Origin of the sequence: Streptomyces sp. NPDC059917, from assembly GCF_042730635.1 — a bacterium.
GTDB lineage: Bacteria > Actinomycetota > Actinomycetes > Streptomycetales > Streptomycetaceae > Streptomyces.
On sequence record NZ_JBHWLC010000038.1, the window covers coordinates 1 to 26,085 of the forward strand.

26 protein-coding genes are annotated in these 26,085 nt (G+C 72.9%); 17 read left to right on the plus strand and 9 right to left on the minus strand.

Going from position 1 to position 26,085, the window contains the following annotated elements:
- Positions 1-65 precede the first annotated feature (65 nt).
- On the minus strand, positions 66-1,301 hold the full coding sequence (locus tag ACFWAR_RS22045) for an alpha/beta hydrolase family protein (protein ID WP_385779627.1): 1,236 nt from the start codon (positions 1,299-1,301) through the stop codon (positions 66-68).
- Positions 1,302-1,401: 100 nt separating this feature from the next.
- On the opposite strand from ACFWAR_RS22045, the gene ACFWAR_RS22050 reads away from it, so the two are divergent.
- A complete protein-coding gene (locus ACFWAR_RS22050; RefSeq protein WP_385779629.1) occupies positions 1,402-2,031 on the plus strand; it encodes a TetR/AcrR family transcriptional regulator in 630 nt (209 codons plus the stop codon).
- A 10-nt stretch (positions 2,032-2,041) separates the two neighbouring features.
- Here the strand turns inward: ACFWAR_RS22050 and ACFWAR_RS22055 are convergent, their stop codons facing one another.
- Positions 2,042-3,163, minus strand: coding sequence for a DUF5954 family protein (locus ACFWAR_RS22055; RefSeq protein ID WP_385779631.1), 1,122 nt, complete (start codon positions 3,161-3,163; stop codon positions 2,042-2,044).
- A gap of 226 nt (positions 3,164-3,389) precedes the next feature.
- Here ACFWAR_RS22055 and ACFWAR_RS22060 point away from each other — a divergent pair, with 226 nt between their 5' ends.
- The 6 genes from ACFWAR_RS22060 (at position 3,390) to ACFWAR_RS22085 (ending at position 9,963) form a co-directional block, all read left to right on the plus strand.
- Complete coding sequence (locus ACFWAR_RS22060; protein ID WP_385779633.1) at positions 3,390-4,286, plus strand: helix-turn-helix domain-containing protein; 897 nt, start codon at positions 3,390-3,392, stop codon at positions 4,284-4,286.
- Positions 4,287-4,463: 177 nt separating this feature from the next.
- Positions 4,464-4,586, plus strand: a complete 123-nt coding sequence (locus ACFWAR_RS22065) for a hypothetical protein (protein WP_385779635.1) — start codon at positions 4,464-4,466, stop codon at positions 4,584-4,586.
- A 236-nt stretch (positions 4,587-4,822) separates the two neighbouring features.
- Positions 4,823-5,863, plus strand: a complete 1,041-nt coding sequence (gene trpS / locus ACFWAR_RS22070) for a tryptophan--tRNA ligase (RefSeq protein ID WP_385779637.1) — start codon at positions 4,823-4,825, stop codon at positions 5,861-5,863.
- A gap of 216 nt (positions 5,864-6,079) precedes the next feature.
- Positions 6,080-7,489, plus strand: a complete 1,410-nt coding sequence (locus ACFWAR_RS22075; protein WP_385779639.1) for a family 2B encapsulin nanocompartment shell protein — start codon at positions 6,080-6,082, stop codon at positions 7,487-7,489.
- 153 nt (positions 7,490-7,642) lie between these two features.
- Positions 7,643-9,049: a family 2 encapsulin nanocompartment cargo protein terpene cyclase gene (locus ACFWAR_RS22080; RefSeq protein WP_385779641.1), complete on the plus strand. Its 1,407-nt coding sequence runs from the start codon at positions 7,643-7,645 to the stop codon at positions 9,047-9,049.
- Positions 9,050-9,063: 14 nt separating this feature from the next.
- Positions 9,064-9,963 carry a geranyl diphosphate 2-C-methyltransferase gene (locus ACFWAR_RS22085; RefSeq protein WP_385779643.1) on the plus strand — a complete coding sequence of 300 codons (900 nt, stop codon included), beginning with the start codon at positions 9,064-9,066 and terminating at the stop codon, positions 9,961-9,963.
- Between the two features lie 42 nt (positions 9,964-10,005).
- Here ACFWAR_RS22085 and ACFWAR_RS22090 read toward each other — a convergent pair whose 3' ends face one another.
- Both ACFWAR_RS22090 and ACFWAR_RS22095 read right to left on the minus strand, forming a co-directional pair.
- Entirely contained in the window at positions 10,006-10,434 is a 429-nt protein-coding gene (locus ACFWAR_RS22090) for a MarR family winged helix-turn-helix transcriptional regulator (protein ID WP_385779646.1), read from the minus strand.
- 5 nt (positions 10,435-10,439) lie between these two features.
- Positions 10,440-10,859, minus strand: a complete 420-nt coding sequence (locus tag ACFWAR_RS22095) for an SRPBCC family protein (protein WP_385779648.1) — start codon at positions 10,857-10,859, stop codon at positions 10,440-10,442.
- A 200-nt stretch (positions 10,860-11,059) separates the two neighbouring features.
- Between ACFWAR_RS22095 and ACFWAR_RS22100 the strand changes: the two genes are divergently transcribed.
- From ACFWAR_RS22100 to ACFWAR_RS22110, 3 genes are all read left to right on the plus strand, one after another.
- Positions 11,060-11,671, plus strand: a complete 612-nt coding sequence (locus tag ACFWAR_RS22100; protein WP_385779650.1) for a trimeric intracellular cation channel family protein — start codon at positions 11,060-11,062, stop codon at positions 11,669-11,671.
- Positions 11,672-11,783: 112 nt separating this feature from the next.
- Positions 11,784-12,158 (plus strand): tyrosinase family oxidase copper chaperone, encoded by a 375-nt coding sequence (locus ACFWAR_RS22105; RefSeq protein ID WP_385779652.1) that lies wholly within the window; start codon positions 11,784-11,786, stop codon positions 12,156-12,158.
- A gap of 65 nt (positions 12,159-12,223) precedes the next feature.
- The gene (locus ACFWAR_RS22110; protein ID WP_385779654.1) at positions 12,224-13,090 is read left to right on the plus strand and encodes a tyrosinase family protein; all 867 of its coding nucleotides are present in this window, start codon (positions 12,224-12,226) and stop codon (positions 13,088-13,090) included.
- A gap of 88 nt (positions 13,091-13,178) precedes the next feature.
- On the opposite strand, the gene ACFWAR_RS22115 is transcribed toward ACFWAR_RS22110, so the two are convergent.
- Both ACFWAR_RS22115 and ACFWAR_RS22120 read right to left on the minus strand, forming a co-directional pair.
- Complete coding sequence (locus tag ACFWAR_RS22115; protein WP_385779656.1) at positions 13,179-13,457, minus strand: chaplin; 279 nt, start codon at positions 13,455-13,457, stop codon at positions 13,179-13,181.
- A 114-nt stretch (positions 13,458-13,571) separates the two neighbouring features.
- The gene (locus ACFWAR_RS22120) at positions 13,572-13,892 is read right to left on the minus strand and encodes a hypothetical protein (RefSeq protein ID WP_385779658.1); all 321 of its coding nucleotides are present in this window, start codon (positions 13,890-13,892) and stop codon (positions 13,572-13,574) included.
- Positions 13,893-14,043: 151 nt separating this feature from the next.
- Here ACFWAR_RS22120 and ACFWAR_RS22125 point away from each other — a divergent pair, with 151 nt between their 5' ends.
- On the plus strand, positions 14,044-15,534 hold the full coding sequence (locus ACFWAR_RS22125; RefSeq protein ID WP_385779660.1) for a carboxylesterase/lipase family protein: 1,491 nt from the start codon (positions 14,044-14,046) through the stop codon (positions 15,532-15,534).
- Here ACFWAR_RS22125 and ACFWAR_RS22130 read toward each other — a convergent pair.
- Complete coding sequence (locus tag ACFWAR_RS22130; protein WP_385779662.1) at positions 15,512-16,843, minus strand: alpha/beta hydrolase; 1,332 nt, start codon at positions 16,841-16,843, stop codon at positions 15,512-15,514. The genes ACFWAR_RS22125 and ACFWAR_RS22130 overlap by 23 nt on opposite strands.
- A gap of 265 nt (positions 16,844-17,108) precedes the next feature.
- Here ACFWAR_RS22130 and ACFWAR_RS22135 point away from each other — a divergent pair, with 265 nt between their 5' ends.
- The 3 genes from ACFWAR_RS22135 to ACFWAR_RS22145 are packed head-to-tail and all read left to right on the plus strand — an operon-like array spanning position 17,109 to position 20,372.
- Positions 17,109-17,999 (plus strand): alkaline phosphatase family protein, encoded by an 891-nt coding sequence (locus ACFWAR_RS22135; RefSeq protein WP_385779664.1) that lies wholly within the window; start codon positions 17,109-17,111, stop codon positions 17,997-17,999.
- Between the two features lie 2 nt (positions 18,000-18,001).
- Positions 18,002-19,318, plus strand: coding sequence for an MFS transporter (locus ACFWAR_RS22140; protein WP_385779666.1), 1,317 nt, complete (start codon positions 18,002-18,004; stop codon positions 19,316-19,318).
- A gap of 28 nt (positions 19,319-19,346) precedes the next feature.
- Complete coding sequence (locus ACFWAR_RS22145) at positions 19,347-20,372, plus strand: TolB family protein (RefSeq protein ID WP_385779668.1); 1,026 nt, start codon at positions 19,347-19,349, stop codon at positions 20,370-20,372.
- 52 nt (positions 20,373-20,424) lie between these two features.
- Here ACFWAR_RS22145 and ACFWAR_RS22150 read toward each other — a convergent pair whose 3' ends face one another.
- Positions 20,425-21,117 (minus strand): GNAT family N-acetyltransferase, encoded by a 693-nt coding sequence (locus ACFWAR_RS22150; RefSeq protein ID WP_385779670.1) that lies wholly within the window; start codon positions 21,115-21,117, stop codon positions 20,425-20,427.
- Positions 21,118-21,453: 336 nt separating this feature from the next.
- On the opposite strand from ACFWAR_RS22150, the gene ACFWAR_RS22155 reads away from it, so the two are divergent.
- A complete protein-coding gene (locus tag ACFWAR_RS22155; RefSeq protein ID WP_385779672.1) occupies positions 21,454-22,698 on the plus strand; it encodes an MFS transporter in 1,245 nt (414 codons plus the stop codon).
- A 79-nt stretch (positions 22,699-22,777) separates the two neighbouring features.
- Here ACFWAR_RS22155 and ACFWAR_RS22160 read toward each other — a convergent pair whose 3' ends face one another.
- On the minus strand, positions 22,778-23,509 hold the full coding sequence (locus tag ACFWAR_RS22160) for a GntR family transcriptional regulator (RefSeq protein WP_385779674.1): 732 nt from the start codon (positions 23,507-23,509) through the stop codon (positions 22,778-22,780).
- Between the two features lie 180 nt (positions 23,510-23,689).
- On the opposite strand from ACFWAR_RS22160, the gene ACFWAR_RS22165 reads away from it, so the two are divergent.
- Together ACFWAR_RS22165 and ACFWAR_RS22170 are read left to right on the plus strand one after the other, a co-directional pair.
- A complete protein-coding gene (locus ACFWAR_RS22165; RefSeq protein WP_385779676.1) occupies positions 23,690-24,973 on the plus strand; it encodes a PTS transporter subunit EIIC in 1,284 nt (427 codons plus the stop codon).
- Between the two features lie 37 nt (positions 24,974-25,010).
- Positions 25,011-26,072 (plus strand): SIS domain-containing protein, encoded by a 1,062-nt coding sequence (locus tag ACFWAR_RS22170; protein ID WP_385779678.1) that lies wholly within the window; start codon positions 25,011-25,013, stop codon positions 26,070-26,072.
- Positions 26,073-26,085 lie beyond the last annotated feature (13 nt).

A 26,085-nucleotide genomic window follows, 5' to 3' on the forward strand; every position in this document is an offset into this window, starting at 1 on the left:
TTGGGGCCGGGCGGGGTCGGCCCGGCCCCCGCGGCGGCGCCCCCCGACGCCGGTCGCCGCCCCGCTCAGTCGGCGGCCCGCCCGGCCAGGGTGCGGTCCAGCCAGTCGTAGATCCGGGCGAAGGCCAGCCGCTGCGCGCCCGCCTGGCAGTGTGCGTCGGCGCCCTCTTCCGCGGTGAAGGTCAGGAGGGTCTTCTCGCAGGTCAGGTGGGAGTACAGGTCCTCCGGCTGCCCCTTGAAGAAGCCGTCGTCCTCGGCGCTGCACACCAGTACCGGGCAGGTGATCCGCTCCGCGATGCCGTCGCGCAGGTGGTAGTCGAGGTAGGCGGCGCAGAACGCGCGCGGGGTGGCCGCGCCCAGCGTGTACATGCCTTGTTCCACACCCCACTTGACGAGGGGGGAGGCGGCCATGGCGGCCTCCAGCGCCGCGTCGATCTCGGGCGCGTACGGGGCCCGCAGGCGCTCCTCGGCCTCCTTGCGGGGCAGCGGGAGGGAGGCGGTGCTGATGTCGCCGAGGTCGTAGACGCCGTCGAGCGCGACGACGGCCGCGATCCGGTGGTCGAAGGCGGCGGCGCGGGGCGCGAGGTAGCCGCCCATGCTGACGCCGAGCACCGCGATGCGCCGCGGGTCCAGCCCGGGCAGCGTCAGGACGTGGTCGAGCACCGGCGTGACGACGTTCTCCCAGTCGGGCCTGAAGGTGAGCCCCTGGCGGTGTCGGGTGCCGGGCTGCCCGGGGCCGTCGAAGACGACGACGGCGTAGCCGCGCTCCACGGCGGCGGCCGCGCCGTAGAAGTGCATCTCCTCGGCGGTGCCGTCGAAGCCGTTGAACATGACGAGGGTGGGCAGCGCGCCGCCCGATCCGTCGGTGCCCGCGGGTCGGTAGAGGTACCCCGGCAGGGTCGTGCCCTCGTACGGGATCTCGATCGGCTCGACGGACGCGGTGAACAGCTCGGCGGCCCGGTGGAAGCACCGGACGGAGGCGTCGTAGGCGTGGCGGATGCGCGGGTCGTCGCCGTTGCCGTGCAGGAAGAACTCCGCGCTGCGGTAGTAGTTCGAGGCGCGCAGGAACGCGTCGCGCGCGCTGACCGCGTGACCGCCTTCGAGAGAGGCGCGGGCTTCGCCGTCGACGCGTTCGGCGGTGGCCAGCCAGTGGTCGTGCCAGCTGTCGTAGTCGCCGGCGGTGATGCGCCCGGCGGTCCCGGCGACCTCGCCGAAGTCGGCTCCGCCGTAGGCGATGTGCCCGAACATCCGCAGGGTTTCGAACCAGAACGTCGGGTGCTCGGGGAAGAAGAGCGGCTTCACGGGGACTCCTAACGCAGTGAATGACTGCTTTTAGAGAACGGTAGGCCCATCCGTCCCCCAAACGCAACCGCTGACTGCGTTAAGCGTTAGGATGGCCGACGTGAACGAGATCGACGCGCCGACCGACCGCGCCCCCGAGCCGGCGTCCCCGGACCGCCCCGCCGCACGCCGCCCCGGCGGGCGCAGCGCCCGGGTCCGCGCCGCCGTCCACCAGGCCGTCACCGACCTCATCGCCGAGCGCGGATACGGCACCTTCGCGGTGGCCGAGGTCGCCGCCCGGGCAGGGGTGGCCGACAGCAGCGTCTACCGCCGCTGGGGAACCCTCGAAGCCCTGCTGATGGACGTGGTCGTCAGCCGCCTGACCGAGCACTCGCCGGTGCCCCGCACCGACAGCCTCGCCGACGACCTGCGCGCCTTCGCGGCCAAGGCCGCCGAGGACGTCTCGGGGCCGGACGGCCTGGCACTCCTGCGGACCGTGGTCACGGTGCTGGCCACCGGCCCGTCCGGCGAGGCCGCCCGCGACCGGTTCCTCGGCGCCCGCGCCGAACAGCTCCAGGCCATGCTCGACCGGGCCCGCGCCCGCGGCGAGGACCCGCCCGAGGTCCTGGACGTGCTCGACGTCGTCCTCGCCCCGATCTACCTGCGCATGCTCTTCGGCGTCGGCCCCCTCACGCCGCAGTACGTCGACACCCTCGTCGACCGCCTGCTCGCGGCGCCCCGACCGCGCTGACCCGGGCCCGTCAGTCCTCGGGAAGGCCCCCAGGAAGGTCCTCGGGGTGCTCCTCGGGGACGACGCGCCCGTCCTCGTCCAGCGTGAGGTGGATGCGGGTGGGCTCCTGGCTGTTGGAGTCGGAGGGCCGCGGCCCCTCCGGCCCGTCGGGCCCCCACCGCAGCAGGCGCCGGGTCCGGGCGATCTGGTAGGCGGTGCCCTGGAACTCCAACCGGTTCACGCGCCCGCCCCGCAGGGCGTCGGCGGCCTGCGCGTACGCGGCCAGCTCCGGCTCCGGCGCACCGGCGGCGACGGCGTCGGCGACCCGGGTCCGCGCGTCCGCGCCCACGTCGGCGTCGACGGGGATGAGCCCCCGCATCCGGGGCCACGCCCAGGTCAGGGTGAAGTCCATCGACTTGCGGGCTTCGTGCGCGCTGACGTGCGGGCCGCTGACCGGCTCCCAGTTACGGGGGCCCGTCTGTTCCACGACGGTGAAGGTCGGCGGCAGCACCAGCACGTCCGGGTGGCTGTCCAGGGCCCGCCGCGAGTCGGCGAGCACGTCCTCGGGGTAGCGCGCCCCGCTGTAGCGCAGGCCGCGCAGGGCCACCTGTTCGAGCGCCCGGGTCGGGGGGACGGGCTCGTCCGGGTCCAGCAGCAGGGCGTCGTCGATGTCCGGCCCCCGGGCGCCCCGGGTCCAGTCGGGCACCAGGGGCTCCGGATCGGTCGGGCGCGGCAGCTCGATCCCGTCCGGCCCCGAGCCCGCGTACTCCTCGGCGCGCACGACCCGGTACCGGGTCCCGCCCGCCTCCAGGTCGTCGACCCGCTCGCGTTCCAACCGGGCCACCGCGGCCAGCAGTTCGCGCCGCTCGGCCCGGTCCTTCGCCTCGTCCTTCGCGCGGAACCAGAGCTTCGAGTTCAGGCTGTCGCGCGCCAACTGGGGACAGGGGTTGATGACCGCGACGACCACCCGCCACCGCGGCCCGTCCTCGGGACCCTGCGCCGCGACCCCGAACAGGGGACCGCGCACGACGACCTCGCCGGCCCGGGCCGCGGCGTCGACCGCATCGGCCTCCACCGCGGCCTCCACCGGCTCCACGGGAACCCGCACCACGATCGGCCGCGCCCCGCCCCGTCCCGCATCCCCATGCTCCATGCCCCCCATCCTGACGACCGGACCCCCGCCCCGCTGCCGATTCCCGGAACCCTCCTCCTCCCGGGTCCGGGGACGGCCGGTTCCGGCCAGAGCGCCGCGCCGCGCGCACGGCCGCGGCCCACGGGTTCAAGCCAACTGCCCGGCACCCCGCCCGACCTGGTCTGGGATGCTGATGCCCGCTCCGGACGCGCTGGAGCGCGCGAGCGGGCGGGGGAGGGAGAGGGACATGACGGTGCTCACGAGCGCGGGCCCGGGCCCGGGCCTTCGCCCGGCAGGTCGGGGAATCGAGGTGACCCGGGTCGGCGTGGCCGGCCGGTGGCGGGTGACCCGGCCCTGGCCCGCCCACCTGCGCCCGATCGTGCACAGCTACGCGGGCTACTGGGAGGGGTCGGTCTCGCCCTTCCGGGTCAGGCTGGTTCCCACGGGCCGGGCCGTCGTCGTGATCAGCCTGGGGGAGCCCTTCGCCCAGATCGGCCGACAGGCGCACGCGAGCCCCTACCACCAGGTGACCGGCTCGCTGGTCGCGGGCCTGGAGAACGGCCCCCGGCTGTGCGACCACCCCGGCGGCCAGGAGGCCATCCGGTTGGAGCTGACCCCCCTGGGCGCGTACCGGCTGTTCGCCCTGCCGATGAGCGAGCTGACCGACCGGGTGGTCGAGCTGGGCGACGTCCTGGGGCCCGAGGCCGCGGTGCTGGTGGAGCGGCTGGCGGCCACCGGCGACTGGGCGACCCGGTTCGACCTGCTGGACCGGGCACTGACGGCCCGGCTGGCGCGCGGCCCGCTGCCCGCACCCGAGGTGAGCCACGCCTGGCACCTGCTGTCCCGCGCGGGCGGCGCGATCCCGGTGGCGCGGATCGCGGCCGAAGTGGGCTGGAGCCAGGGCTACCTCACCCGCCGGTTCACCGAGCAGGTGGGGCTGACGCCCAAGACCTCCGGCCGGGTGCTGCGCTTCCACCGCGCCGTGCGACTGCTCACCCACGAACGCGCCCATCCCGCCGAAGTCAGCGCCGCCTGCGGCTTCTACGACCAGGCCCACCTCAACCGCGAGTTCCGCGTCCTGGGCGGGACCACCCCCGGGCAGCTGGCCGCCGCCCGGGTGACCGAGGGCGCCGTCGCGCTCTGAAGGGGCGCGATCCGCGCGGGCGGCCCAGGTCGGATTCGTCCAAGCCAGGCCCCCCGTGGCTCAGTAGCGTCCCCTGTGTGGCCGACGGGCGCCCCCCGCGGGCGCCCGGGATCCCCTGCCGGCCGTCGCCGGAGGGGACCGAGGGCCACCTGAACCGGTTCCGAAGGGGAGTACTCGATGGAAGACCTGCTGCGCATCCTCGTGTCCGGCGCGCTCACCGGCGGCTTGATCGCCCTGGTGGGGAGCCTCAGCCGACGCAACCGCAGTCGTCGCGAGAACGGAGACCCGAACGGCAGGTGACACAAGTCCCCTCCCGCGGGACGTGTGGCCCTGGAGCATCGGGGTGATCCGGGCTATGTTGGGGGCATGTCTACGTTGTCCCGTCTGTGCTGGTGGCGTTCCTTCTAGGGACGGCCACAGACTGGACACATCCAAGGGCCGTCCATGGGACGGCCCTTTTCGCATGCGCGGTACGTGGCGTGCGGAGCCGGCCGGGTCCCTGGGGAGCGCCCGAAACCGAGCGGCAGGAGCAGACCATGGCAGAAACGACGACGCGGCCGGACCTTCACGAGGAGATCCACGAGATCCGCCGCGACCCCGGCGCGTACCGGGTGTTGACGGGCGACCGGCCGACGGGCCGCCTGCACCTGGGGCACTACTTCGGGACGCTCCGCGGCCGGGTGGAGCTCCAGGACCTCGGGGTGGAGACCTACGTGATCGTCGCCGACTACCAGGTCCTCACCGACCGGGACGTCGCCGAGCGGCTCCAGGAGCACGTGGAGGACCTGGTCCTGGACTACCTCGCGGCGGGGATCGACCCACGGCGCTCCACGATCTTCGCCCACAGCGCGGTCCCGGCCCTCAACCAGCTGCTGCTGCCCTTCCTCTCGCTGGTCTCCGTCGCCGAACTGGGCCGCAACCCCACGGTGAAGGACGAGATCGCGCATTCGAGGCAGGCCGCGGTCAGCGGGTTGATGTTCACCTACCCCGTGCACCAGGCCGCCGACATCCTCTTCTGCAAGGCCAACCTGGTACCGGTCGGCCGCGACCAGCTCCCGCACCTGGAGCTGACCCGGACCGTCGCCCGCCGCTTCAACGACCGCTACGCCACCGTCTTCCCCGAACCGGCGGCGCTGCTGTCGGCCGCGCCGGTCCTGCTGGGAACCGACGGCACCAAGATGAGCAAGTCCCGCGGCAACGCCATCGCCCTGTCCGCCACGGCGGACGAGACCGCCCGGCTGATCAAGGGCGCCAAGACGGACGCGGAACGCCACATCACCTACGACCCCGACGCCCGGCCGGAGGTTTCCAGCCTCCTGCTCCTCGCCGCCCTGTGCCAGGACCGCGCCCCGGAGCAGGTCGCGCAGGAGATCGGCGCCGGCGGATCGGCGGCGTTGAAGCGGACCGTCACCGAGGCCGTGAACGACCACCTCGCACCCATGCGGGCCCGTCGCATCGAACTGTCCCACGATCGCGCACACGTGCGGGCCGTGCTCCGCGAGGGCAACGAACGGGCCCGCGCGCAGGCCGACGCCACCCTCGACGAGGTCCGAAAAGCCATGAATATGGCGTACTGACGGGCTCCGCCGCCCCCGTGCTCGGCCGGATCCATCTGGTCGGTGTCCAGATACCGTCAACGGCGCGCGCAAACCCCCTCCTGGGCAAGATCACTGCATCGAGGTAAATCCCACCGGCTCCGCCGAAGCGGACGGCGGCAGGCCGTTACGGTTCTGAACGGTTCTGGACCCATTGCCGGATATTCATTCCTTTACATCGCTAAGGAAGCCTCGCTGATGACCGTTGACACCGGCCCCGAAGCCCAGGTGGAGCCGCCCCGGCAGTCCAGCCTGGGCACGGCGGCTGCCCGCAACCTCGCCACGACCACCAAGTCCGCCCCGCAGATGCAGGAGATCACCTCCCGCTGGCTGCTGCGGATGCTCCCCTGGGTGGAGACCAAGGGCGGCACGTACCGGGTGAACCGGCGGCTGAGCTACACCGTCGGCGACGGGCGCATCGAGTTCGTCCAGGACGGCGGCAACGTCCGGGTCATCCCCCGCGAGCTGGGCGAACTCGCCCTGCTGCGGGGCTTCGACGACGTGGACGTGCTGACCGCGATCGCCGACCGGTGCGTGCAGCGCGACTTCCGCGCGGGCGAGGTGCTGGCCGAGCGCGGCGCCCCCGCGGAACAGGTCCACCTGATCGCCCACGGCCGGGTCGGTCAGACCTCCGTGGGCCAGTACGGGGACGAGGTGGCCGTCGCGGTACTGGCCGACGGCGAGCAGTTCGGCGAGGCCGCCCTGCTCGACGCGGACGCCGTGTGGGACTCCACCGCCACCGCCGAGACGGCGGGCACCCTGCTCACCCTCTCCCGCGCCGACTTCGCCGCCGTGCTCTCCGTGGCGCCGGCCCTGCAGGCGCACGTACGGCACTTCAGCACGCTCCCCCTGCAACGGCAGAACAAGCACGGCGAGGCCGAGATCGCCATGTCGGCCGGCCACACCGGCGAGGCCGAACTGCCCGGCACCTACGTGGACTACGAACCCCATCCGCGCGAGTACGAACTCTCCCTCGCGCAGACCGTGCTGCGGGTCCACAGCAGGGTCGCCGACCTGTACAACGAGCCGATGAACCAGACCAAGGAGCAACTCCGGCTCACCATCGAGGCGTTGCGGGAGCGCCAGGAGCACGAGCTGCTCAACAACCGGGAGTTCGGCCTGCTCCACAACGCGGCCTTCAAGCAGCGGATCCAGACCCACTCGGGTCCGCCCACCCCGGACGACCTCGACGACCTGCTCTGCCGCCGCCGCGGCTCCAAGTTCTTCCTCGCCCACCCGCGCACGATCGCCGCCATCGGGCGGGAGTGGAACGCGCGCGGGCTCTACCCGGACCACGTGGACCTCGGCGGTCAGCAGGTCCCGGCCTGGCGCGGGGTGCCGATCCTGCCCTGCGGCAAGATCCCGATCACCAAGGAGAACACCAGCTCGATCCTCTGCATGCGCACCGGCGAGGACAACCAGGGCGTCATCGGCCTGCACCAGACGGGCCTGCCGGAGGAGTACGAGCCGGGCCTGTCGGTGCGCTTCATGGGCATCGACGAGCGGTCGATCATCTCCTACCTGGTCACCACCTACTTCTCCGCCGCCATCCTGGTCCCCGACGCCCTCGGCGTCCTGGAGAACGTGCAGATCGCGCGCAGGCGCTAGCCGCGCCGGCCGACCAGTACGACGGAAGCACCCGTCCGACGTCCCCCGAGGGTCGCGGCCGCCCGGGATCCCCGGGCCGCCCCGGACCCTCGCGGGCCGGACCGGCATGCCCGGATCCCGGGCGGCCCCTCCACGTCACCCAAGGAGTTACGGATGCCCGAGCCCGGGCTCTCCCCCCTGCAGTCGAGCCTGCCCGCAGCGGCGGCGCGCTTCGGCGCCCACGTCCTGGCAACCGCCCTGGCGTCCGCGCAGGACCCCCCTGCCGACGCGGTCGACGCGGCGGTCGACGCGCCCGCCGTGCCGACCCCCGCGCAGCCCTCCCTCCCGGGCCCGCCGTCCGTCCCCGGGCTGTTCGCGGGGCCCCCGCCGGTGGACGTACCGGCGCCGGCGCCCGCGGCGGTGTCCGCCCCGGTGGACGTGACCCCGGTCCCGGACGTGCTTGCGGACCCGACCCCGGAGCTCCCCGTGGCCGGACCAGCGGCCGCCCTGGAGCGGCTCCTGCGCGGTCCGAGCGGTCTGGGCACGGCGGGCCTGTACCCGGCGTCGGCGCCGGACGCCCCCGCGCACCCGGAGCCGGTCGCCGGCATCGCGATCCCCGGCCTCTACCACCACCCCGTGCCCGAGCCCGATCCGGCACGCGTGGCGGAGGTCAGCCGCCGGATCAAGGTGTGGGCGCTGGACGAGGTCGACCTCTACCCGGACGAGTGGGAGGACCAGTTCGACGGCTTCTCCGTCGGGCGCTACATGGTCGCCTGCCACCCGGACGCCCCCACGATCGAGCACCTGATGGTCGCCACGCGGCTGATGGTCGCGGAGAACGCGGTCGACGACGTCTACTGCGAGGACCACGGCGGCTCGCCCATCGGCCTCGGCGGCCGGCTCCTGCTGGCCCACACCGCACTCGATCCCCTCCACACGACGAAGGAGTACCAGCCGCAGTGGGCGGACTCCCTCTCGGCGGACGCGCCGCGGCGCGCCTACCGCTCCGCCATGCAGTACCTCCTGGCGCAGTGCACGCCGTCCCAGGCCGACCGGTTCCGGCACGACATGGCCCGGCTGCACATGGGCTACCTCGCCGAGGCGGCCTGGGCCCAGACGGAGCACGTGCCGGAGGTGTGGGAGTACCTGGCGATGCGGCAGTTCAACAACTTCCGCCCCTGTCCGACCATCACGGACACCGTCGGCGGCTACGAACTGCCCGCGGACCTCCATGCGCAGACCGCCATGCAGCGGGTCATCGCACTCGCCGGGAACGCCACCACCATCGTCAACGACCTGTACTCGTACACCAAGGAACTCGCCAGTCCCGGGCGGCACTTGAACCTGCCCGTGGTGATCGCCGACCGCGAGGGCACCTCCGAGCGCGAGGCGTACCTCAAGGCGGTCGAGGTGCACAACGACCTCATGCGCGACTTCGAGTCCGAAGCCGCCGCCCTGGCCGCGGGATGCCCCGCGCCGAGCGTGCTGCGCTTCCTGCGCGGCGTGGCCGCGTGGGTCGACGGCAACCACTACTGGCACCAGACCAACACCTACCGCTACAGCCTGCCCGATTTCTGGTAAGGACGGAACTCTTCATGACCGGTACCGATTTCACCACCGCCACGACCGCGACCTCCGTCAGCGGCTCCGTGTTCATCCCGTCTCCGGCGACCGCCTACCAGGGGGACATCGCCCGTTACTGGGACCACGAGGCCAGGCCCGTGAACCTGCGCCTCGGTGACGTCGACGGCCTGTACCACCACCACTACGGCATCGGCGACGTCGACCACGCCGCCCTCGGGGACACGAGCGACAGCGCGTACGAGAAGCGGCTGATCGCCGAGCTGCACCGGCTGGAGTCGGCGCAGGCCGAGGTCCTGCTGGACAACCTCGGCGCCATCGGTTCCGAGGACACCCTCGTGGACGCCGGCTGCGGCCGCGGCGGCTCGATGGTCATGGCGCACCAACGTTTCGGCTGCAAGGTCGAGGGCGTCACCCTGTCGGCGAAGCAGGCCGAGTTCGGCAACCAGCGCGCCGCCGAACTCGGCATCCAGGACCACGTCCGCGCCCGGGTGTGCAACATGCTCCGCACCCCCTTCGAGACCGGCAGCGCCGCGGCCTCGTGGAACAACGAGTCGAGCATGTACGTCGACCTGGACGACCTCTTCGCCGAGCACTCCCGCGTGCTCCGGGTCGGCGGTCGGTACGTGACGATCACCGGCTGCTGGAACCCGCGCTACGGCCAGCCCTCGAAGTGGGTCTCCCAGATCAACGCCCACTTCGAGTGCAACATCCACTCGCGCCGGGAGTACCTCAAGGCGATGGCCGACAACCGCCTCGTCCCGCAGGCCGTGATCGACCTGACGCCCGAGACCCTCCCGTACTGGGAGCTGCGGGCCACCTCTTCGCTGGTCACCGGCATCGAGGAGGCCTTCATCAACTCCTACCGGGACGGTTCCTTCCAGTACGTCCTGATCGCCGCCGACCGCATCTGAGCGACCCGCGCCCGGCCGGCCGCTCCCGGCCGGGCCACGGCACTAGGCCGTCTCGGCCGGGTGGGCGAGGCGGCCCAGCAGCGTGAGGGCGTCGTCGAGCGGGACCGGGCCGAAGAAGCCCGCGTCCACCTCCTCGACGGCGGCGATCGCGCGCGGCGCCAGTTCGGCGCCGAGGTCGGTCACGTGCAGCCGCTTGGCGCGGCTGTCGGCCGGATCGACCTCGCGGGCGACCAGGTCCTTCTGTTCCAGGGTCCGCAACACCTGCGAGGTCATCTTCACGTCGGTGCCCGCCTGCCGGGCGAGGGCCTGCTGGTTGGGGCGCTCGCCCCGGCCGTTCATCCACCACGTACAGGCGAGCAGCACGAACTGGACGTGCGTCAGGCCCAGCGGAGCCAGGGCCGCCGCGATGCCGCGCTGCCAGCGCAGCGTGGCGTGCCACAGCAGGAAGCCGGGACTCTCGCCGGGCTGCACCGGCCTCAGCCCCGGGCGGCCAGCGCGGTGAGCGCGGCCATCGTCTCGGGCCAGTCGGCGGTGATGCCGGGGCCGATCTGCGGGCCGACCTCGTCGGCGCCCGTACCGGTGATCTCCATCCGGTAGACGATACGGGTCCGCCCCTCGGGGAGCGGAGCGAGGGTGTGGGCCGTGCGCAGGACGAGCCCGCCCACGCGGGCCTCGTCGGTGAAGGACTCGCCGGCGACCAGGTCGGTGACCCGCAGCTCCACGGGACAGTCCCCGGGCGGGGTCATGGTGATCCCGGCCCCGACCGCGAACGGGCCCGCGAAGTCGATCCGCTCTATCCCGCCGTTCCAGGTCCCCCAGTTCGGTACGTCGGCCCAGAGCGCCCAGATCGCTTCGGCGGGGGCGTCGGTGTCCAGGCTGTGCTCGTAGTCCCACATGGGTGTCTCCTCGGACGTCGTCGTGCCGCGTTTTTATCTGTGCACAGACTATCTGCGCGCAGACTATCTGTCGAGAGGTCCGGGCGGTCATCGCGCGGCAGTGGCCGTGACCTGGCCGAACGGCCGATGCGCGGGCACTCGGCGCTCCGGCATCCTCGACGGATCACCCCGTCCCGCCCCCGCCCCGTGAAGGAGGCGCCGTGCTGCACGCCCTCTACCTGCTCGGCATATCCGCCTTCGCGGCCTCCGGCGTGCTGGCCGCGCACCGCGCCAACATGGACCCCTTCGGCGGCTTCGTGCTCGCCTTCGCCGCCAGCATCTCGGGCGGCACCCTACGCGACCTGATCCTCGACCGGCACCCCCTCTACTGGACCCACGACTGGGTGCTCCTCGTACTGATCGCGTCGGTCGCCGCGGCCACCATGCTCTACCTGCGCCGATGGGAACTGCCCCAGCGGACGCTGATGGTGGTCGACGCCGTCGGCCTCGCCGTGGTCACCGTCATCGGGGCGCGCGCCGCCATCGACGCCCACGTCACCCCCGTCGCCGTGCTGATCCTCGCCGTCCTGACCGGGGTCACCGGCGAGGTCGTCCGCGACGTGCTGTGCGGGGAGTTCCCGCCGCTGCTGCTGCGCGAGGAGGTCTACGCGACGGCGGCGCTCGCCGGAGCCGGCTGCTACCTGCTCCTGCACTGGACCGGAGCCTCGGCCACCGTGGCGATCGTGGTCTCGGCGGGCCTGGTCTTCGCGCTCCGGATGGCGGCGGTCTTCGGCGACCTGCACCTGCCCCGCCTCCAGCGCGTCGGCGGCTGATCCGGGCGGCCGATGCGGTCGGCCGATGCGGTCGGCCGCTCCCCGCGGCGGTGACCTCGCCCGCCACGCGGCGTTAGACCCCGTGACGCAGCCACCGATCGAGGGAGAACGCATGCACGAGGCCACCGGCCCCACCCCTGCGCCGACGCGGCGCGCGGCCCTGCGCACGGTCTTCACGGCCGCGGTGGTCGCCGCCACCGCGGCCGCGCTGGCGCCCGTACTGCGCGCGCGGCGCCCGGTGCAGACGGTCACCCCCGCCCCGCTCGCGGAGGAGACGTACCGGGGCCGGCACATCGCGATCGGCCGGACCGGGATCCGGATCGACGGCCGCCCCCTGCACGTCATGCGGCGCGCGGACGGCAGCTACCTCAGCGGGGTCAACCACTTCGAGTCCTTCGCGACGCCCATCGAGTTGGCCCGGGCGGCCGTCGACGAGCTGGGCACCGCCCGGCTGGCGCTCGCGGCCGGCGCCCCGCACCACGGCTGAGACCCGGCACGGCCGGACCGGACGGCCGTACCCGACGGGACCACGGGAAAGGGGAGGACACCGGCGTGTACACCCGGCAGAACCAGAAGAACCTCACCAGCGCGCAGAAGAAGCGGTTCACGGCCGCCGTGCTGGAGCTCAAGCGCAACGGAACCTACGACGCCTTCGTGCGCACCCACGACAAGTACTTCGTGCCGGACCGGGAGCGCAAACTGCGGGTCGGCCACATGTCGCCGTCCTTCTTCCCGTGGCACCGGCGCTACCTGCTGGAGTTCGAGAAGCAGCTGCGGGAGGTGGACTCCGGGGTCTCCATCCCCTACTGGGACTGGACCACCGACACCAGCCCCGTCTCCTCGCTCTGGGCCGAGGACTTCCTCGGCGGCACCGGCCGGGACGGCGACCACCAGGTGATGACCGGCCCCTTCGCCCACGCGGGCGGCAACTGGACGGTCACCGTCGGCGTCACCGAGTCCCGCTTCCTCACCCGCAACCTCGGCCGACCGCAGAACCCCATCACGCTGCCCACCGCCGCCGAACTGAAGACGGCGCTCGACGACCCGGTCTACGACACGGACCCCTGGGACTCCACGGCGCGGGCGGGCGGTTTCCGCAACAAGCTGGAGGGCTGGGCCGCGCCCAAGAGCGAGCGCTGGCGCAACCACAACAAGGTCCACCAGTGGGTCGGCGGGCACATGACCGGCGGCACGGCCCCCAACGACCCGGTGTTCTGGCTGCACCACGCCTTCGTCGACCTGGTCTGGGACCGCTGGCAGCAGCGCCACCCCGGCTCCGGCTACCTGCCCGCGACCCCGCCGCCGGAGTACGACCTCCAGCACGGCCGGGTGATCGCCCTGGACGAGCCGATGCCGCCGTGGGGGATCCCGCCGCGCGAGATGTTGGACCACGTCGGCCTCTACCGCTACGAGGTCTGACCCACCGCCGCGCGTCCCGACACGAAGGAGGGCCCCCGCCTCGGCGGGGGCCCTCCTCACGGCAGTGCCGTCATGCGGTGGCCGGTGATCAGCCGCCGTAGCCGCCCTCGGTGTGGTGGCCGCCGCCCGACGCGTTGACGCAGGTGGAGCCGAACGCCGGGTTCAGCAGGGCGATCACGTTGACGGTGTTGCCGCAGACGTTGACCGGAACGTGGACCGGGACCTGGAGCAGGTTGCCCGAGAGGACACCGGGGGAGCCGACCGCCGCACCGTGCGCTCCGGCATCGGCCGCGGCCAGACCGGCACCGGCGGCCAGGGCGCTACCGGCCGCAGCGGTGACGACGAGTGCCTTCGCGATACGCGACATCAAGATCTCCTACTGAGAAATGGGGTGCCGCAGAATCTGCGGCGTTTGACATGGCGTACAACGCAGCGACCGCCCCGGAGTCACGGCCCGTGCGCCCACCTGGTGGGGTCGGAACTACCCGGACAGCCGTACGGACGCGAAGTAGGCGGTCACGGGCGCGCTCGTCCGGGGCAGGACGTAGGCCACGGGCTGTCCCTTGCAGCCCTCGTCCCGGTACAGCGCGGCCTTCATCCCGGTCTGGTTGACCACGCCCCGCGAACTGCCGCCCTCCGCCGCGTGGCACCCCGCGCGCGCCGGGACCGCATGGGGCTTGTCGTCCTGACCGATGTACTGGAAGTCCGAGCCGGCGGCCTGCGCCGTGCCCGCGGCTCCCGCGGCCGCGGCCAGCAGCAGCACTGGCCCGATGGCCGCCCGGATGGTGTGGTGGATGCGCATGGAGGTCTCGCCCCTCGGGGAACGTCTGGAAACGGGCCGGTGCGGCTGCACCGCACGGGGTCCAACCCGCCCGGACCCCGCCCGGGTCACGCCTTGTCACCCGTAGGTGGCTGTGCGACGGTGCGCCCAGGAGCGGACACAGGAGGACGAGATGAGCGCAGCAGGAGCCCGCCCCAGGGCCACGACCAGGCACGGAGTGGTCGAAGGACGGGCGCGGGGCCGCGTCTTCGCCTTCAAGGGCATCCCCTACGCGGCCGCGCCCGTCGGCGCCCTGCGGTTCGCCGCGCCCGCGCCCCCGGACGCGTGGGACGGCGTGCGCGACGCGGGTGCCCACGGACCGACCGCGCCCAAGGTCCCCTACCCGCAGCGGTTCGCCGCGCTGCTCCCGGATCCCGACGTCCCCGGCGACGACTGCCTGAACCTCAACGTCTGGACGCCCGGGGCGGGGCCCGGCGACCGGCTGCCCGTCATGGTGTGGTTCCACGGCGGCGCCCTGACCCGCGGTTCCACCGCCGTGCCGGTCTACGACGGCTCCGCCTTCGCCCGCGACGGCGTGGTCCTGGTCTCGGCCAACTACCGGCTCGGCGTCCTCGGCTACGGGCTCTTCCCCGACGCCCCCGCCAACCGCGGGCTGCTGGACCAGATCGCCGCCCTGGAATGGGTGCGGGACAACATCGGGGCCTTCGGCGGGGACCCGGACCGGGTGACCGTCTTCGGCGAGTCGGCGGGGGCGATCAGCGTCGGGGCCCTGCTCGCCGCGCCCCGCGCCGAGGGGCTCTTCGCCCGGGCGGTGCTGCAGAGCGGCGCCCCCGAGGTCTACCCCCGCGACCGGGTCCGCCCGATGGTGCGCCGGATGGCCTCCCTGCTCAAGGTGCCCGCCACCGCCGCGGCCTTCACCGCGGTGGAGCCGGACGCCCTGCTCGCCGCCCAGGCCGCGGTGCTGCGCCGCTCCGGGCCGCTGCTGGGCGGGCCCGCCTTCGCCCTGGTCACCGACCCGGGGTCGCTGCCCGAGGACCCGCTCGACGCCGTCGCGGACGGCGCGGCCGCGCGGGAGATACCCCTGCTGGTGGGCTGGACCGCGCAGGAGCACCGGCTGTGGCTGGCCCCCAGCGGGGCGATGCGGCTCTTCGACCAGCTGGGTCCGCTGGCGGTGGCGCTGGCCCGGCACCGCAGCGGCAAGGACCGGCTCGCGGTGCGGGAGCTGCGGGAGAACCTGCCCGGGGTGAGTCCGGCCGACCTGGTGGGCCGGCTGCTCACCGACCAGCTGCTGCGCGATCCGCTGCGGCGCCTGGCCGGGGCCCGCCGACAGGCGCCCAGCTACCTGTACGAGTTCGCCTGGCCGTCCGGCCTGCCGGGGCTCGGCGCCTGCCACGCGCTGGAGCTGGGCTTCGTCTTCGACACCCTCGCCGTGCCCGAGAGCACGTGGCTGGCCGGCCCGGACGCGCCGCAGGCCCTGGCCGACGAGATGCACGCGGCCTGGGTGCGCTTCGCGGTCACCGGCAGCCCGGGCTGGGAGCCCTGGGACGGCAACGGCCCGCCGAGGACGTTCGGCGGGCCGGAGCGCGAGGGCGCGGACGAAGGCGCGGCAGGGGACGCGGGGGAGGTGCGGCGGGAGGCCGCTACTCCACTGGTCCTTCCATGACCTTGCTGATGTACTGGATCGGACCCTCGCCCATGTTGGGCACGTAGGTCTTGGCGTTGTGCTGGCCGCCCGGGATGACGCGCAGGCTCGTGTGGATCGGACCCTTGGTGTAGGTCGCGATGAACTTCTGCACGTCCGGCAGGGTCTTCTTGTTGCTCTCGTTGTCGCCCACCTGGAAGGCCAGGTAGACGTCCGGGCCCTTCTTGGCGATGAGTTCCTTGGCGAGGAGTTCCGGGTTGTTCGCGGCCTTCTCCTGCTCGTGCCCCTTCCAGAGCAGCGAGTCGGGAACGATGTCCGGGCCGGAGGCGATCACGGCCTTGAACTTCTCCGGGTACTTCAGCACGGCCTTGAGGCCCGCGAAGCCTCCGGTGGAGGACCCCATGAAGGCCCAGCCGTCGCGCGACTTGATGGTGCGGAAGTTCTCCCGCATCAGGTCCGGGACGTCGTCGGTGAGCCAGGTGCCCATCTTGGGCTGACCCGGAATGTCGGATCCGTCCCAGTAGGTACCGTTGTCATCGGGCGCCGGGTTCAGCACGGGCATGGCGAGGATGAAGGGCTTGCCCTTGCCCTCCTCGTACCACTTGCTGATGCTCTTCTGGAGGCCGAGGTCGGTGCCCATCCAGTAGTTGTTCGGGAATCCGGCGCCGCCCGGCAGGGCGATCATCACGGGGAAGCCGCTCTTGGCGAACTTCGGGTCGTTGTACTCCTTCGGAGCCCAGACCCAGACCTTGCCCTTGAAGCCGGACTTCTTGCCCGTGATGGTGGTGACGGCCACGTGCGTGCCGTCCGGCAGGGTCATCGAGTTCGCGAAGTCGGCCTTGGGGCCCGTGGGCATCAGTGCCTTGGAGTTGGCCGCCTGCGGGGCGTCGCCGCCCTTGCCGGCGCCCGGGGCGTCCCCGAAGGACACCGCGCTGCCCTTGTCCGTGAACGGCGGTATCTCGAAGTAGGTCATCGCGGCCGCCGCGATGCCCGCGAGCGCGAGCACCGTGCCACCGGCGATCAGCCAGCGCTTGACCTTCGAGGGGCGGCGTTCGGGCTCGGCCTCCGGGGCCACGTGCCCGCAGGTCGGGCACAGTTCGCCGGGCGCCACGCCCTGGTGGCGGTCCTGGCGCCGGTCCTGCTGCTGCCCCTGGTACGGGCCCTGCTGCTGGGCCTGGCCGTACTGGTCCCCGTACTGCTCCTGGCGCGGGTACTGCTGTCGCGGCAACGGCTGGGTGTGCTGTGCCTGCTGGTAGGGCCCGTCGGGTCGCTGGCCCTCGGGCGGGTACGGCTGGTACGGCTGGTACTGCCCGTCGGGCGAATACGACATGTGCGGAGCTCTCCGGCTTTGATGGCTGTTATGGGCCCCGCGCGTGGCGGGAACGGTCCTCTTCCGTTCGAAGGATGAACGACAGAGCCCCCAGGTTCCTAATTTTTCACTTTCTTGATCTCACCTAGGGCACTTCCTTACCCGGCCCCCAGCGTGCAGCGCGCGTTCTTTTTCCGTTGGCCCACGGTCTCTGGCCCCTGCACATGCCCGTCGGTATGGTGCGTCCGCGCCGCCCCCAGAACCCCCTCAGCCGGAGGTACATCCCGTGTTCGGCCTGCCCTTGTCACGGCCCCGCCGCACCACCGCCCTCGCGTCCGCGATCGGCCTCACCGCTGCCTTCGCCGCTCTGTGGACCTCGCTCGGCGCGGCCCAGCCCGCGCACGCGGCCTCGCTGCCGGCCCCGGACCACGTCGTCGTCGTGGTGTTCGAGAACCACGCCTACAACCAGGTCATCGGCAGCTCCAGCGCCCCCTACATCAACTCGCTCAAGACGGGCGGTGCCAACCTCACCCAGTCGTTCGGCGTCACCCACCCGAGCCAGCCCAACTACATGCAGCTCTTCTCGGGCTCCAACCAGGGCGTCACCGACGACAGCTGCTACACCCCCGGCTTCAGCTCCGCGCCCAACCTGGCCTCCGAGCTGATAGCCGCGGGCAAGACCTGGGGCAGCTACAACGAGACCCTGCCCAGCCAGGGCTCCACCACCTGTAGCAGCGGCAAGTACGCCCGCAAGCACAACCCCTGGTTCGGCTTCTCCAACGTCCCGACGAACACGGCCAGGACGATGGCCCAGTTCCCGACGGACTTCACCACCCTGCCCAAGGTCTCCTTCGTCGTCCCGAACCTGTGCAGCGACATGCACGACTGCTCGGTCGGCACCGGGGACACCTGGCTCAAGACCAACCTCAAGGCCTACGCGGACTGGGCCAAGACCCACAACAGCCTGCTCGTCGTCACCTTCGACGAGGACAACCGGCTCGCGGGCAACAAGATCCCGACGGTGCTCTACGGCCAGCCGGTGACCCCCGGCTCCTCCTCCGCCACCACCTACAACCACTACGACGTGCTGCGCACCCTGGAGGGCCTGGCGGGCCTGACCACCCACGCGGGGAACGCCGCCACCGCCCACGACATCACGGGGATCTGGGCGAGCTGACGATGTACGTTGCGGACAGCCGCGGTACCCCCGCGCCCGCCGTGACCACCGAACCGGCCGTCGCCCCGGGCATCCGCCCGGGGCGGCGCGCCGCGCTCGCCCCCACGGTCCTCGCCCTCGGCACGGTCAGCCTGATCACCGACGTCTCCTCCGAGATGGTCACGGCCGTCCTGCCGCTCTACCTCGTCGCCGGACTCGGACTCTCCCCGCTCGGGTTCGGCCTGCTCGACGGCCTCTACAACGGGGTCAGCGCCCTCGTCCGGCTCACCGGCGGCCACCTCGGCGACCGCTGGGGCCGCCACAAACTGCTCGCCGGACTCGGCTACGGGCTCTCCGCGCTCTGCAAGCCGCTGCTGCTGCTCGCGCACACCCTCCCCGCCATCGGCGCGGTGCTCGCGCTCGACCGCACCGGCAAGGGCCTGCGCACCGCCCCGCGCGACGCGCTGATCTCGCTGGCCAGCACCCCCGAGGACCGCGGCCGGTCCTTCGGCGCCCACCGGGCCATGGACACCGCGGGCGCGTTGATCGGACCGGTCCTCGCCTTCGTGATCCTGCGCGGCGCCGCCGACGGCTACGACGCCGTCTTCACCGTCAGCTCCTGCGTGGCCGCCCTCGGCGTCCTCGTCCTGGTGCTGTTCGTGCCCCGCCGCACCGAGGCCGGGCCCGGCGCCGCCGCGGACACCGCCCCGGCGAACGGCGCGGGCGCGCGGCCCCGGCTGCGCGCCTCCCTGTACCTGCTGCGCCGACCCGCGCTGCGCCGGATCAGCCTCTGCGCGCTGCTGCTGGGCCTGTGCACGGTCAGCGACGCCTTCGTCTTCCTGCTGCTCCAGCGCACCACCGGCATCGCCGACCGCTGGTTCGCGCTGCTGCCGCTGGGCACCGCCGCCGCGTTCTTCCTGCTCGCCCTGCCGCTCGGCCGGCTCGCCGACCGGATCGGCCGCCGCCGCGTCTTCCTCGGCGGCCACCTGGCGCTGCTGCTGGCCTACGGGCTCCTGCTGACCGGGGCCGAACAGCCCGCCCTGCCCTACGCCGTCCTGCTGCTGCACGGCGCGTTCTACGCCGCCACCGACGGCGTGCTGATGGCCGCGGCCGCCGACACCGTCCCCGAGGAACACCGCGGCGCGGGCCTGGCCCTCGTCCAGACCGGCCAGGCGCTGGCCCGCTTCGTCTGCTCCCTCGCCTTCGGCGCGGCCTGGACCGCCTGGGGCGCCCGGCCCGCGCTGATCGCCGCCGCCGTCCTGCTCGCCGCCGCCACCGCCGTCTGCGCCCGCCTGCGCCCCGACGACGCCGAAACCGCCGCCGCCACGGCCACCCGCTGACGCGTCCCCACCCGAAAGGCCCCCACCCATGACCCTCCAGCGCCGGATCCTGATCCTGCTCACCGCCGTGCTCGTCCTCGCGGGAGTGGGGATCGTCGCCGTCGTGCGCGCCTCCTCCCGCGCCGACGAGAGGAACCAGGAACAGGCGGGCGGACCGCGGATCACCCCGGGACCGCTCTCGCTGGCCCCGGGCGGCGGGCGGCGGATCGTCTTCCGCAACATGGCCTGGGGGCCGCACCGCGACGAGCTGGCCAGCGTGCCCGCCGACCGGCCGGAGGGCGAGCGCACCGCCTCCGGGGTCTCCTGCCTGCGCTTCTACGCCGCCGCGGGCACCGGGGTCTGCCTGCGCTCCGTCAAGGGCGGGGTCCAGGACAGCTACCGGGCGGTGGTGCTCGACGCCCGCCTCAAGGAGGTCTCCAGCCACCCGCTGGCCGGGATACCGACCCGCGCCCGGGTCTCGCCCGGGGGACACCTGGTGGCCTGGACCGTCTTCGTCGGCGGGGACTCGTACGCCGGGACCAAGTTCTCCACCCGGACCTCGGTCCTCGACACCCGCACCGGGAAGTACGACGCCTCCCTGGAGGACTTCGCCGTCGTCAAGGACGGACACCCCTACCGGGCCGCCGACGTGAACTTCTGGGGCGTGACCTTCGCGGCCGACGAGCGGACCTTCTACGCGACCCTCGCCACCGGCGGCAAGACCTACCTGGTCCGCGGCGACCTCGCCGAGCGCACCCTCACCACGGTCCGCGAGAACGTGGAGTGCCCCTCGCTCTCGCCCGACGGCACCCGGATCGTCTTCAAGAAGCGCGTGCCGGGAGCCCCCGCCGACGCGCCCTGGCGGCTCTACGCCCTCGACCTCGCCTCCGGGGCCGAGACCCCGCTCGCCGAGGCCCGCAGCGTCGACGACCAGGCCGTGTGGACCGACGACCGCACGGTCGCCTACTCCCTGCCCGGAGACTTCGGCTCCGACCTGTACTCCGTGCCCGCCGACGGCAGCGGCGCGCCCGTCCGGTTCATGCCCTCGGCCCTCGCCCCGGCCTACCTCGGCTGACGTACGGCCGGGAGGCGGGGCGAGGGCCGGGGGCGCGGAGCCCCGTGCCGGTCTACGCCGGGATCAGGGATCCGGCGGGGCGCCGGGACCGGCGCGGCCGCCGGCCCGAGATCCGCAGCTCGATGACGGAGCGCACGGCCGGCCACTCCTCGTCGAGCACCGAGTAGAAGGCGGTGCTGCGCACGGCCCCGTCCAGCCCCCGGGAATGGGCCCGGCGGACCCCTTCACAGGTCAGCCCGAGCCGCTCCATGGCCGCGCGGGAGCGGGTGTTGCGGGCGTCGGCGCGCAGTGAGATCCGGCGGACCCCCCAGGTCTCGAAGGCATGGCGGAGCATGAGCAGCTTCGCCTCGGTGTTGATGCCGGTTCCCTGGGCACCCGGCGAGAGCCAGGTGTTCCCGATCTCCGCGGCATCGGGGATCGATGTGGCCGGGTCGCCGTACGGGACTCCCGGCACGGCGGGCCACACCAGGGGCCCCTGCCAGTAGTCGAGTTCCAGGAACCGGGTCGATCCGACCACCCGTCCGTCGGTGGCTCTGACCACCGCGAAGGGGAGCGATCGACCCGCTGCCTGATCAGCGAGGGCACGGTCGATGTACTCGTGGGACGCCTGCAGCCCGTGGGGTACGGGCGTGAAGGCGTAAGTCGTACGATCCTCGGCCCCGGCCAGGGCCAGGGCCTCGGTGTGGTGGGGGGCGAGGGGCTCGAGCCGCACGGTGCGGCCGGCGAGGAGTACGGGTACGGGCACGGAGCCTTCGGTCCTTCTGGGCGGTGGGGTGGTGGCACAGTCTGCGCTCCTGACGTCACCCCCCGCGCAAAACGCGAGTGAAAGGCAACGGGCTGTCAGGTGAACGCGAGTGGCTCAATGTAGCTCCTAGAAGTCCCCATATGAACCCCCCTTTTGGCAACGGCGCGAGACTGTTTTCCGACGGCCCGGGAAGAGGCCCCGAAGGGCCCGGTCCACGGCCCGGAAGGCGCCCGTTCCACCCCAAACCGACGGAGCTGTTGGCGTGGGCAAGCGGCCCACCGGGCCTACGGTCAGACACACCCTCCACGCGGGCCGAAAGCCTGTTCAAATGGTCGGATGAGGATACGGATCCTGCCGCCGCCGGGCGCGCCGCGCCGCCTGGCCGCCGCCCAGCTGAGCAATTCCGTCGGTGACGGTGCCTACTACGTGTGTTCGGCGCTCTACTTCACCCGAGTGGTCGGTCTCTCGCCCGCCCAGATCGGCCTCGGTCTCACCGTCGCCTGGGCCATCGGGTCCGTGGCCGGGGTGCCCATCGGCGCCCTCGCCGACCGGCGGGGCCCCCGGGGGACCTCGGTCCTGCTCGCCCTGGCGACCGCCGCCGCGGTCGCCTCGTTCCTGCTGATCTCCTCGTTCTGGCCGTTCCTGCTGGCCGCCTGCGTGTACGCCACCGCCCAGTGCGGGCTCGCCGCGGCCCGGCAGGCCCTGCTCGCCGGTCTGGTGCCCCCGGGGGAGCGCACCGCGGTGCTGGCCCACCTCCAGTCGATGCTGAACGGCGGGCTGGCCCTGGGCGCGGCCGTCGGCGGGCTCGCGCTCAGCGCGGACACCGGCGAGGCCTACCGGCTGGTCTTCGTGCTGGACGCGGCGAGCTTCCTGGTCTGCGCCGGGGTGCTGCTGCGGCTGCCGGCGGTGGCCCCGCTGCCCGGCCGGGGCGCCGGCGAGCCGCGCCTGGCGGTGCTCCGCGACCGCCCGTACGCCCTGGTCACGCTGCTGAACGCGATCCTGCTGCTGCGGATGCCGCTGCTGAGCCTGGCCATCCCGCTGTGGATCGTGGAGCGCACGCACGCTCCGGGCTGGCTGGTGTCGGCGCTCTTCGTGCTGAACACGGTGGCCGTGATGCTCTTCCAGGTCCGGATGGCCCGCCCGGTGGCCGATCTGGGCAGCGCGCGGGCCGCGGTGCGCAGCTCGGGCCTGGTGATGGCCGCCTCCTGCGTGGCCTTCGCGCTCTCGGCGCTGCCCTCCGGTGCCTGGCCGGCCGCCGCCCTGCTCGTGCTCGGCGCCGTGCTCCAGGTGCACGCCGAGATGCGCCAGTCCGCCGGGTCCTGGCAGATCAGCTTCTCGCTGGCGCCGCCCGAGCGGATCGGGCAGTACCAGGGCTTCTTCGGTACGGGGGTACCGGTGGCGCGCACCCTGGGGCCGCTGCTGCTGACCTCGCTGCTGCTGTTGTGGGGGATCCCGGGCTGGCTGCTCCTGGCCGCCGTGCTGCTGGCGGCGTCCTGGGCGATGGGTCCGGCGGTGCGCTGGGCCGAGGCCGCGGCCGGGCGGGTCGACGCGGGCGCGCGGGCCGTCGTACGGGCGGGCTGAGGCGCCGCCCGCCCGCGGGTCGGGCCTTTCGTCGCCGGGGCGGGGGACCGATGCCGACCACCGGACCCGTGCGCGCGTGTCAGTCTGTCTGGAGGGTCGTGCGCAGCCGGTAGCGGTCCCCGCTGTACTCCACCGTGGACAGCAGGAGCGGCCGCTGGTCCCGCGCGTACACCGTCTGGTCGAGGACGAGTACGGGCGCGCCCTCGGCGATGCCCAGGTGCCCGGCGAGCTCCGCGTCCGCCGTGCGCGCCTCGATGGTCGCCTCCGCCCGCTCGGGCTCGACGCCCCAGCGGCGCAGTTCCTCGAAGAGGGAGGCGCCGCGGAAGTCGGTCCGGGTCAGGTCCGGTGCGAGGTCGGCGACCAGCAGGGTGCGGTCGAGGGCGATCCGTACGTCGTTGAGCAGTCGGACCCGCTCCAGGCGCATCAGCGGGGTGCCCGCGGGCACGTCGAGCCGGTCCGCGTCGTCGAGCGAGGCGGTGACGGTGTCGTGGCGCAGCACCAGTGAACTCGGACGCATGTGCTTGCGGCGGGCGGTGGCGGTGAAGGACTCCAGGTCCTTGGGCCACTCGCGGGCGGGCGCGGGCGCCTGCTGGGCGGCCACGAACCAGCCGCGTCCGTGCGAGGAGGTGACCAGCTCCTGTTCCACCAGGTGGTGCAGGGCGCGCCGGAGGGTGACCCGTGAGACGTCCAGCCGGGTGCACAGTTCGCGCTCGGGCGGCAGCTTGCTGCCCGCGGTCAGCCCGCGGCGCGCGATCTCCTCGCGGATGCGGTCCGCCGCCCGGGACCACAGGGGGTCGGCTTCTTGGGTCATGGGCGAAACCATACCACTTGCTACCACTTGGTGCCCCCTTGTGGCCTGCCGGGACAGAGGACCTTCGACCTGACTCCGGCTTTATTTACAAGACCAGAGCAGACCACTATTGACCAGTGGGAAACCACTGATTACCTTCGGTCTCGTCCCCACCCCCCCCGCTCGACGAGGAGTACCGCCATGAGTACGGCCACCGCCCCGGCCGCCACCGGGAAGAAGCCAAAGGCCGCAGGCAGGGTCATGCCGGTGATGCAGCGCATCGGCCGCAGCCTGATGCTGCCCGTGGCGACCCTCCCGGCCGCCGCCCTGATGACCCGGCTCGGCAAGGAGGACCTGCTCGGCAGCGACGGGCTGCCGGTCCTCGTGCAGAAGCTCGGCATGGTGCTGGCGGCCGGCGGCGACACGGTCCTCGCGAACCTGCCGCTCCTCTTCGCCGTGGGCGTGGCCATCGGCTTCGCGAAGAAGGCCGACGGCTCGACCGGCCTGGCCGCCGTGGTGGGATACCTCGTCTTCAAGGCCGTGCTCGCCAGCCCCGCCTTCCCCAAGGGCGTCGACGGCGAACCGCTCGACGCCAAGGTCATCGGCGGCATCCTGATGGGCCTCGTCGTCGCCTACCTCTACCAGCGCTTCAGCCGCACCAAGCTGCCCGAGTGGCTCGGCTTCTTCGGCGGCCGCCGCCTGGTCCCGATCCTCAGCGCCTTCGCGGGCGTCGGGCTCGGCGTGGTCTTCGGCTTCATATGGCCCGCGGTCGGCAGCTGGTTCCACCACTTCGGCGAGTGGCTCGTCGGCACCGGGGCGATGGGCGCCGGCATCTTCGGGGTGGTCGTCCGCGCCCTCATCCCGATCGGGATGCACCACTTCTTCTCGTTCTTCCCCTGGTTCGAGGCGGGCTCCTTCACCAACCCCGACACCGGCGCCGTGGTCCACGGCGACATCGCCCGCTTCCTCGCCGGCGACCCGAACGCGGGCCAGTTCATGACCGGCGGCTTCGCGATCTACATGTTCGCCCTCCCGGCCGCGGCGCTCGCCATCGCGCACACCGCCCGCCCCGAGAACCGCACCATGATCAAGGGCATGATGATCTCGGTGGCCCTGACCTCCTTCATCACCGGAGTCACCGAGCCCATCGAGTTCAGCTTCATGTTCGTCGCGCCGCTGCTCTACGCGGTCCACGCCGTGCTCTTCGGCGCCTCGATGGCCCTGTGCTACGCCCTCGGCATCCGTGACGGCTTCGGCTTCTCCTCCGGCGCCATCGACTACGTCGTCAACTACGGCATCGCCACCAAGCCGTGGATGATCATCCCGATCGGATTGTGCTTCGCAGCGGTCTACTACGTGCTCTTCCGCTGGGCCATCGTCAAGTTCGACCTGCCCACCCCGGGCCGGGAACGGGATCCGGAAGCGGACGCCGCACCCGCCGGGGAAGCGCCCGGGCAGGCCGCACCTGCCAAGACCGACGCCTGACCGGCCCCACGACACCACGACGAAGCGGAGACACACCATGTCCGGATCCCGTATCACCTTCCTCCAGGGCCAGGCCGACCAGGGCGCCGCGCTCGCACGCGTCGCGGAGCGCGTCCGCGGCCAGCTGGCCGACCCCGCACTGGCCGCCCTGAGCACCGCCCGCCGCCCGCTCTTCACCGGGATCGGGGCCTCGTACGCGGCCCTCGCCGTCCCGGTCCAGCAGCTGCGCGCCGCCGGAGTGGTCACCCAGCGCGTGCTCTCCAGCGAGATCGAGACCGGCACCACCGGCTTCGACACCGACTGCCTGATCGCGGTCTCCCAGGGCGGCCGCAGCTCCGAGACGCTCGCCGCCTTCCAGTGCGCCGCCCCCGGCATCACGAAGACCGCCCTGCTCAATGTCGTGCCGTCCCCGCTGGGCGACCTCGCCGACCTCACCGTGGACCTCGGCAACGAGCCCGACTCCTACGCCTCGACCATCGGATACACCGGAACCGTCGTCGCCCTCGACCTGATCGCGGGAGCCATCGCCGGGCGGCCCGCGGCCGAGGACCCCTGGGAGCGGATCGCCGAGCAGACCACTGCGGTCCACGAGCAGGCCACCGGCGTCATCGCGGGTCTGCGCGAGCGCGGAGCCCGCTGCATCGCCTCCGACGGGGTGGCCGCGGGAGCCTCCCGGGCGTCCGCCGAGGAGGGCGCGCTGCTGCTGCGCGAGGTCGTGCGGATGACCGCGGCCGCCTCGGCGACCCGCAACTACCTGCACGGCGAGATGGAATCGGCGGGCAACACCCTCCACCTCGTCTTCGGCGACGGGCGCGAGATCGAGCTGGCCCGCTCCCTCTCCGACGCCGGTCACCTGACCCTGCTGATCACCACCGCCGAGGTCGGGGCGGCCGAGCACCTGGCCGTCGTCCGGCTGCCGCGGTGCGCGGACGCGGTCCGGGTGGTCCTGGAGACCGTGGTCCTGCAGGAACTGGTGGCCCAGCTCAGCGACGAACGCGGCGTGCCGATCGAGTCCTTCGTCTTCGCCAACGACGACACCAAGGAAGGCGGACTGGACATGTCCGACTTCGAGGTGGCCGCCCACACCCCGGCGGGCTGAGCCCTCGGCCCGG

Bases quoted from the DNA above. Each gene is read 5' to 3' on its own strand.
- trpS (WP_385779637.1), top strand. From the start codon at position 4,823: ATGGCAGAAACGACGACGCGGCCGGACCTTCACGAGGAGATCCACGAG.
- ACFWAR_RS22120 (WP_385779658.1), bottom strand. From the start codon at position 13,892: ATGCGCATCCACCACACCATCCGGGCGGCCATCGGGCCAGTGCTGCTG.
- ACFWAR_RS22060 (WP_385779633.1), top strand. From the start codon at position 3,390: ATGACGGTGCTCACGAGCGCGGGCCCGGGCCCGGGCCTTCGCCCGGCA.
- ACFWAR_RS22165 (WP_385779676.1), top strand. From the start codon at position 23,690: ATGAGTACGGCCACCGCCCCGGCCGCCACCGGGAAGAAGCCAAAGGCC.
- ACFWAR_RS22055 (WP_385779631.1), bottom strand. From the start codon at position 3,163: ATGGAGCATGGGGATGCGGGACGGGGCGGGGCGCGGCCGATCGTGGTG.
- ACFWAR_RS22125 (WP_385779660.1), top strand. From the start codon at position 14,044: ATGAGCGCAGCAGGAGCCCGCCCCAGGGCCACGACCAGGCACGGAGTG.
- ACFWAR_RS22065 (WP_385779635.1), top strand. From the start codon at position 4,464: ATGGAAGACCTGCTGCGCATCCTCGTGTCCGGCGCGCTCACCGGCGGC.
- ACFWAR_RS22080 (WP_385779641.1), top strand. From the start codon at position 7,643: ATGCCCGAGCCCGGGCTCTCCCCCCTGCAGTCGAGCCTGCCCGCAGCG.
- ACFWAR_RS22170 (WP_385779678.1), top strand. From the start codon at position 25,011: ATGTCCGGATCCCGTATCACCTTCCTCCAGGGCCAGGCCGACCAGGGC.
- ACFWAR_RS22075 (WP_385779639.1), top strand. From the start codon at position 6,080: ATGACCGTTGACACCGGCCCCGAAGCCCAGGTGGAGCCGCCCCGGCAG.
- ACFWAR_RS22130 (WP_385779662.1), bottom strand. From the start codon at position 16,843: ATGTCGTATTCGCCCGACGGGCAGTACCAGCCGTACCAGCCGTACCCG.
- ACFWAR_RS22115 (WP_385779656.1), bottom strand. From the start codon at position 13,457: ATGTCGCGTATCGCGAAGGCACTCGTCGTCACCGCTGCGGCCGGTAGC.
- ACFWAR_RS22155 (WP_385779672.1), top strand. From the start codon at position 21,454: ATGAGGATACGGATCCTGCCGCCGCCGGGCGCGCCGCGCCGCCTGGCC.
- ACFWAR_RS22095 (WP_385779648.1), bottom strand. From the start codon at position 10,859: ATGTGGGACTACGAGCACAGCCTGGACACCGACGCCCCCGCCGAAGCG.
- ACFWAR_RS22105 (WP_385779652.1), top strand. From the start codon at position 11,784: ATGCACGAGGCCACCGGCCCCACCCCTGCGCCGACGCGGCGCGCGGCC.
- ACFWAR_RS22145 (WP_385779668.1), top strand. From the start codon at position 19,347: ATGACCCTCCAGCGCCGGATCCTGATCCTGCTCACCGCCGTGCTCGTC.
- ACFWAR_RS22160 (WP_385779674.1), bottom strand. From the start codon at position 23,509: ATGACCCAAGAAGCCGACCCCCTGTGGTCCCGGGCGGCGGACCGCATC.
- ACFWAR_RS22085 (WP_385779643.1), top strand. From the start codon at position 9,064: ATGACCGGTACCGATTTCACCACCGCCACGACCGCGACCTCCGTCAGC.
- ACFWAR_RS22140 (WP_385779666.1), top strand. From the start codon at position 18,002: ATGTACGTTGCGGACAGCCGCGGTACCCCCGCGCCCGCCGTGACCACC.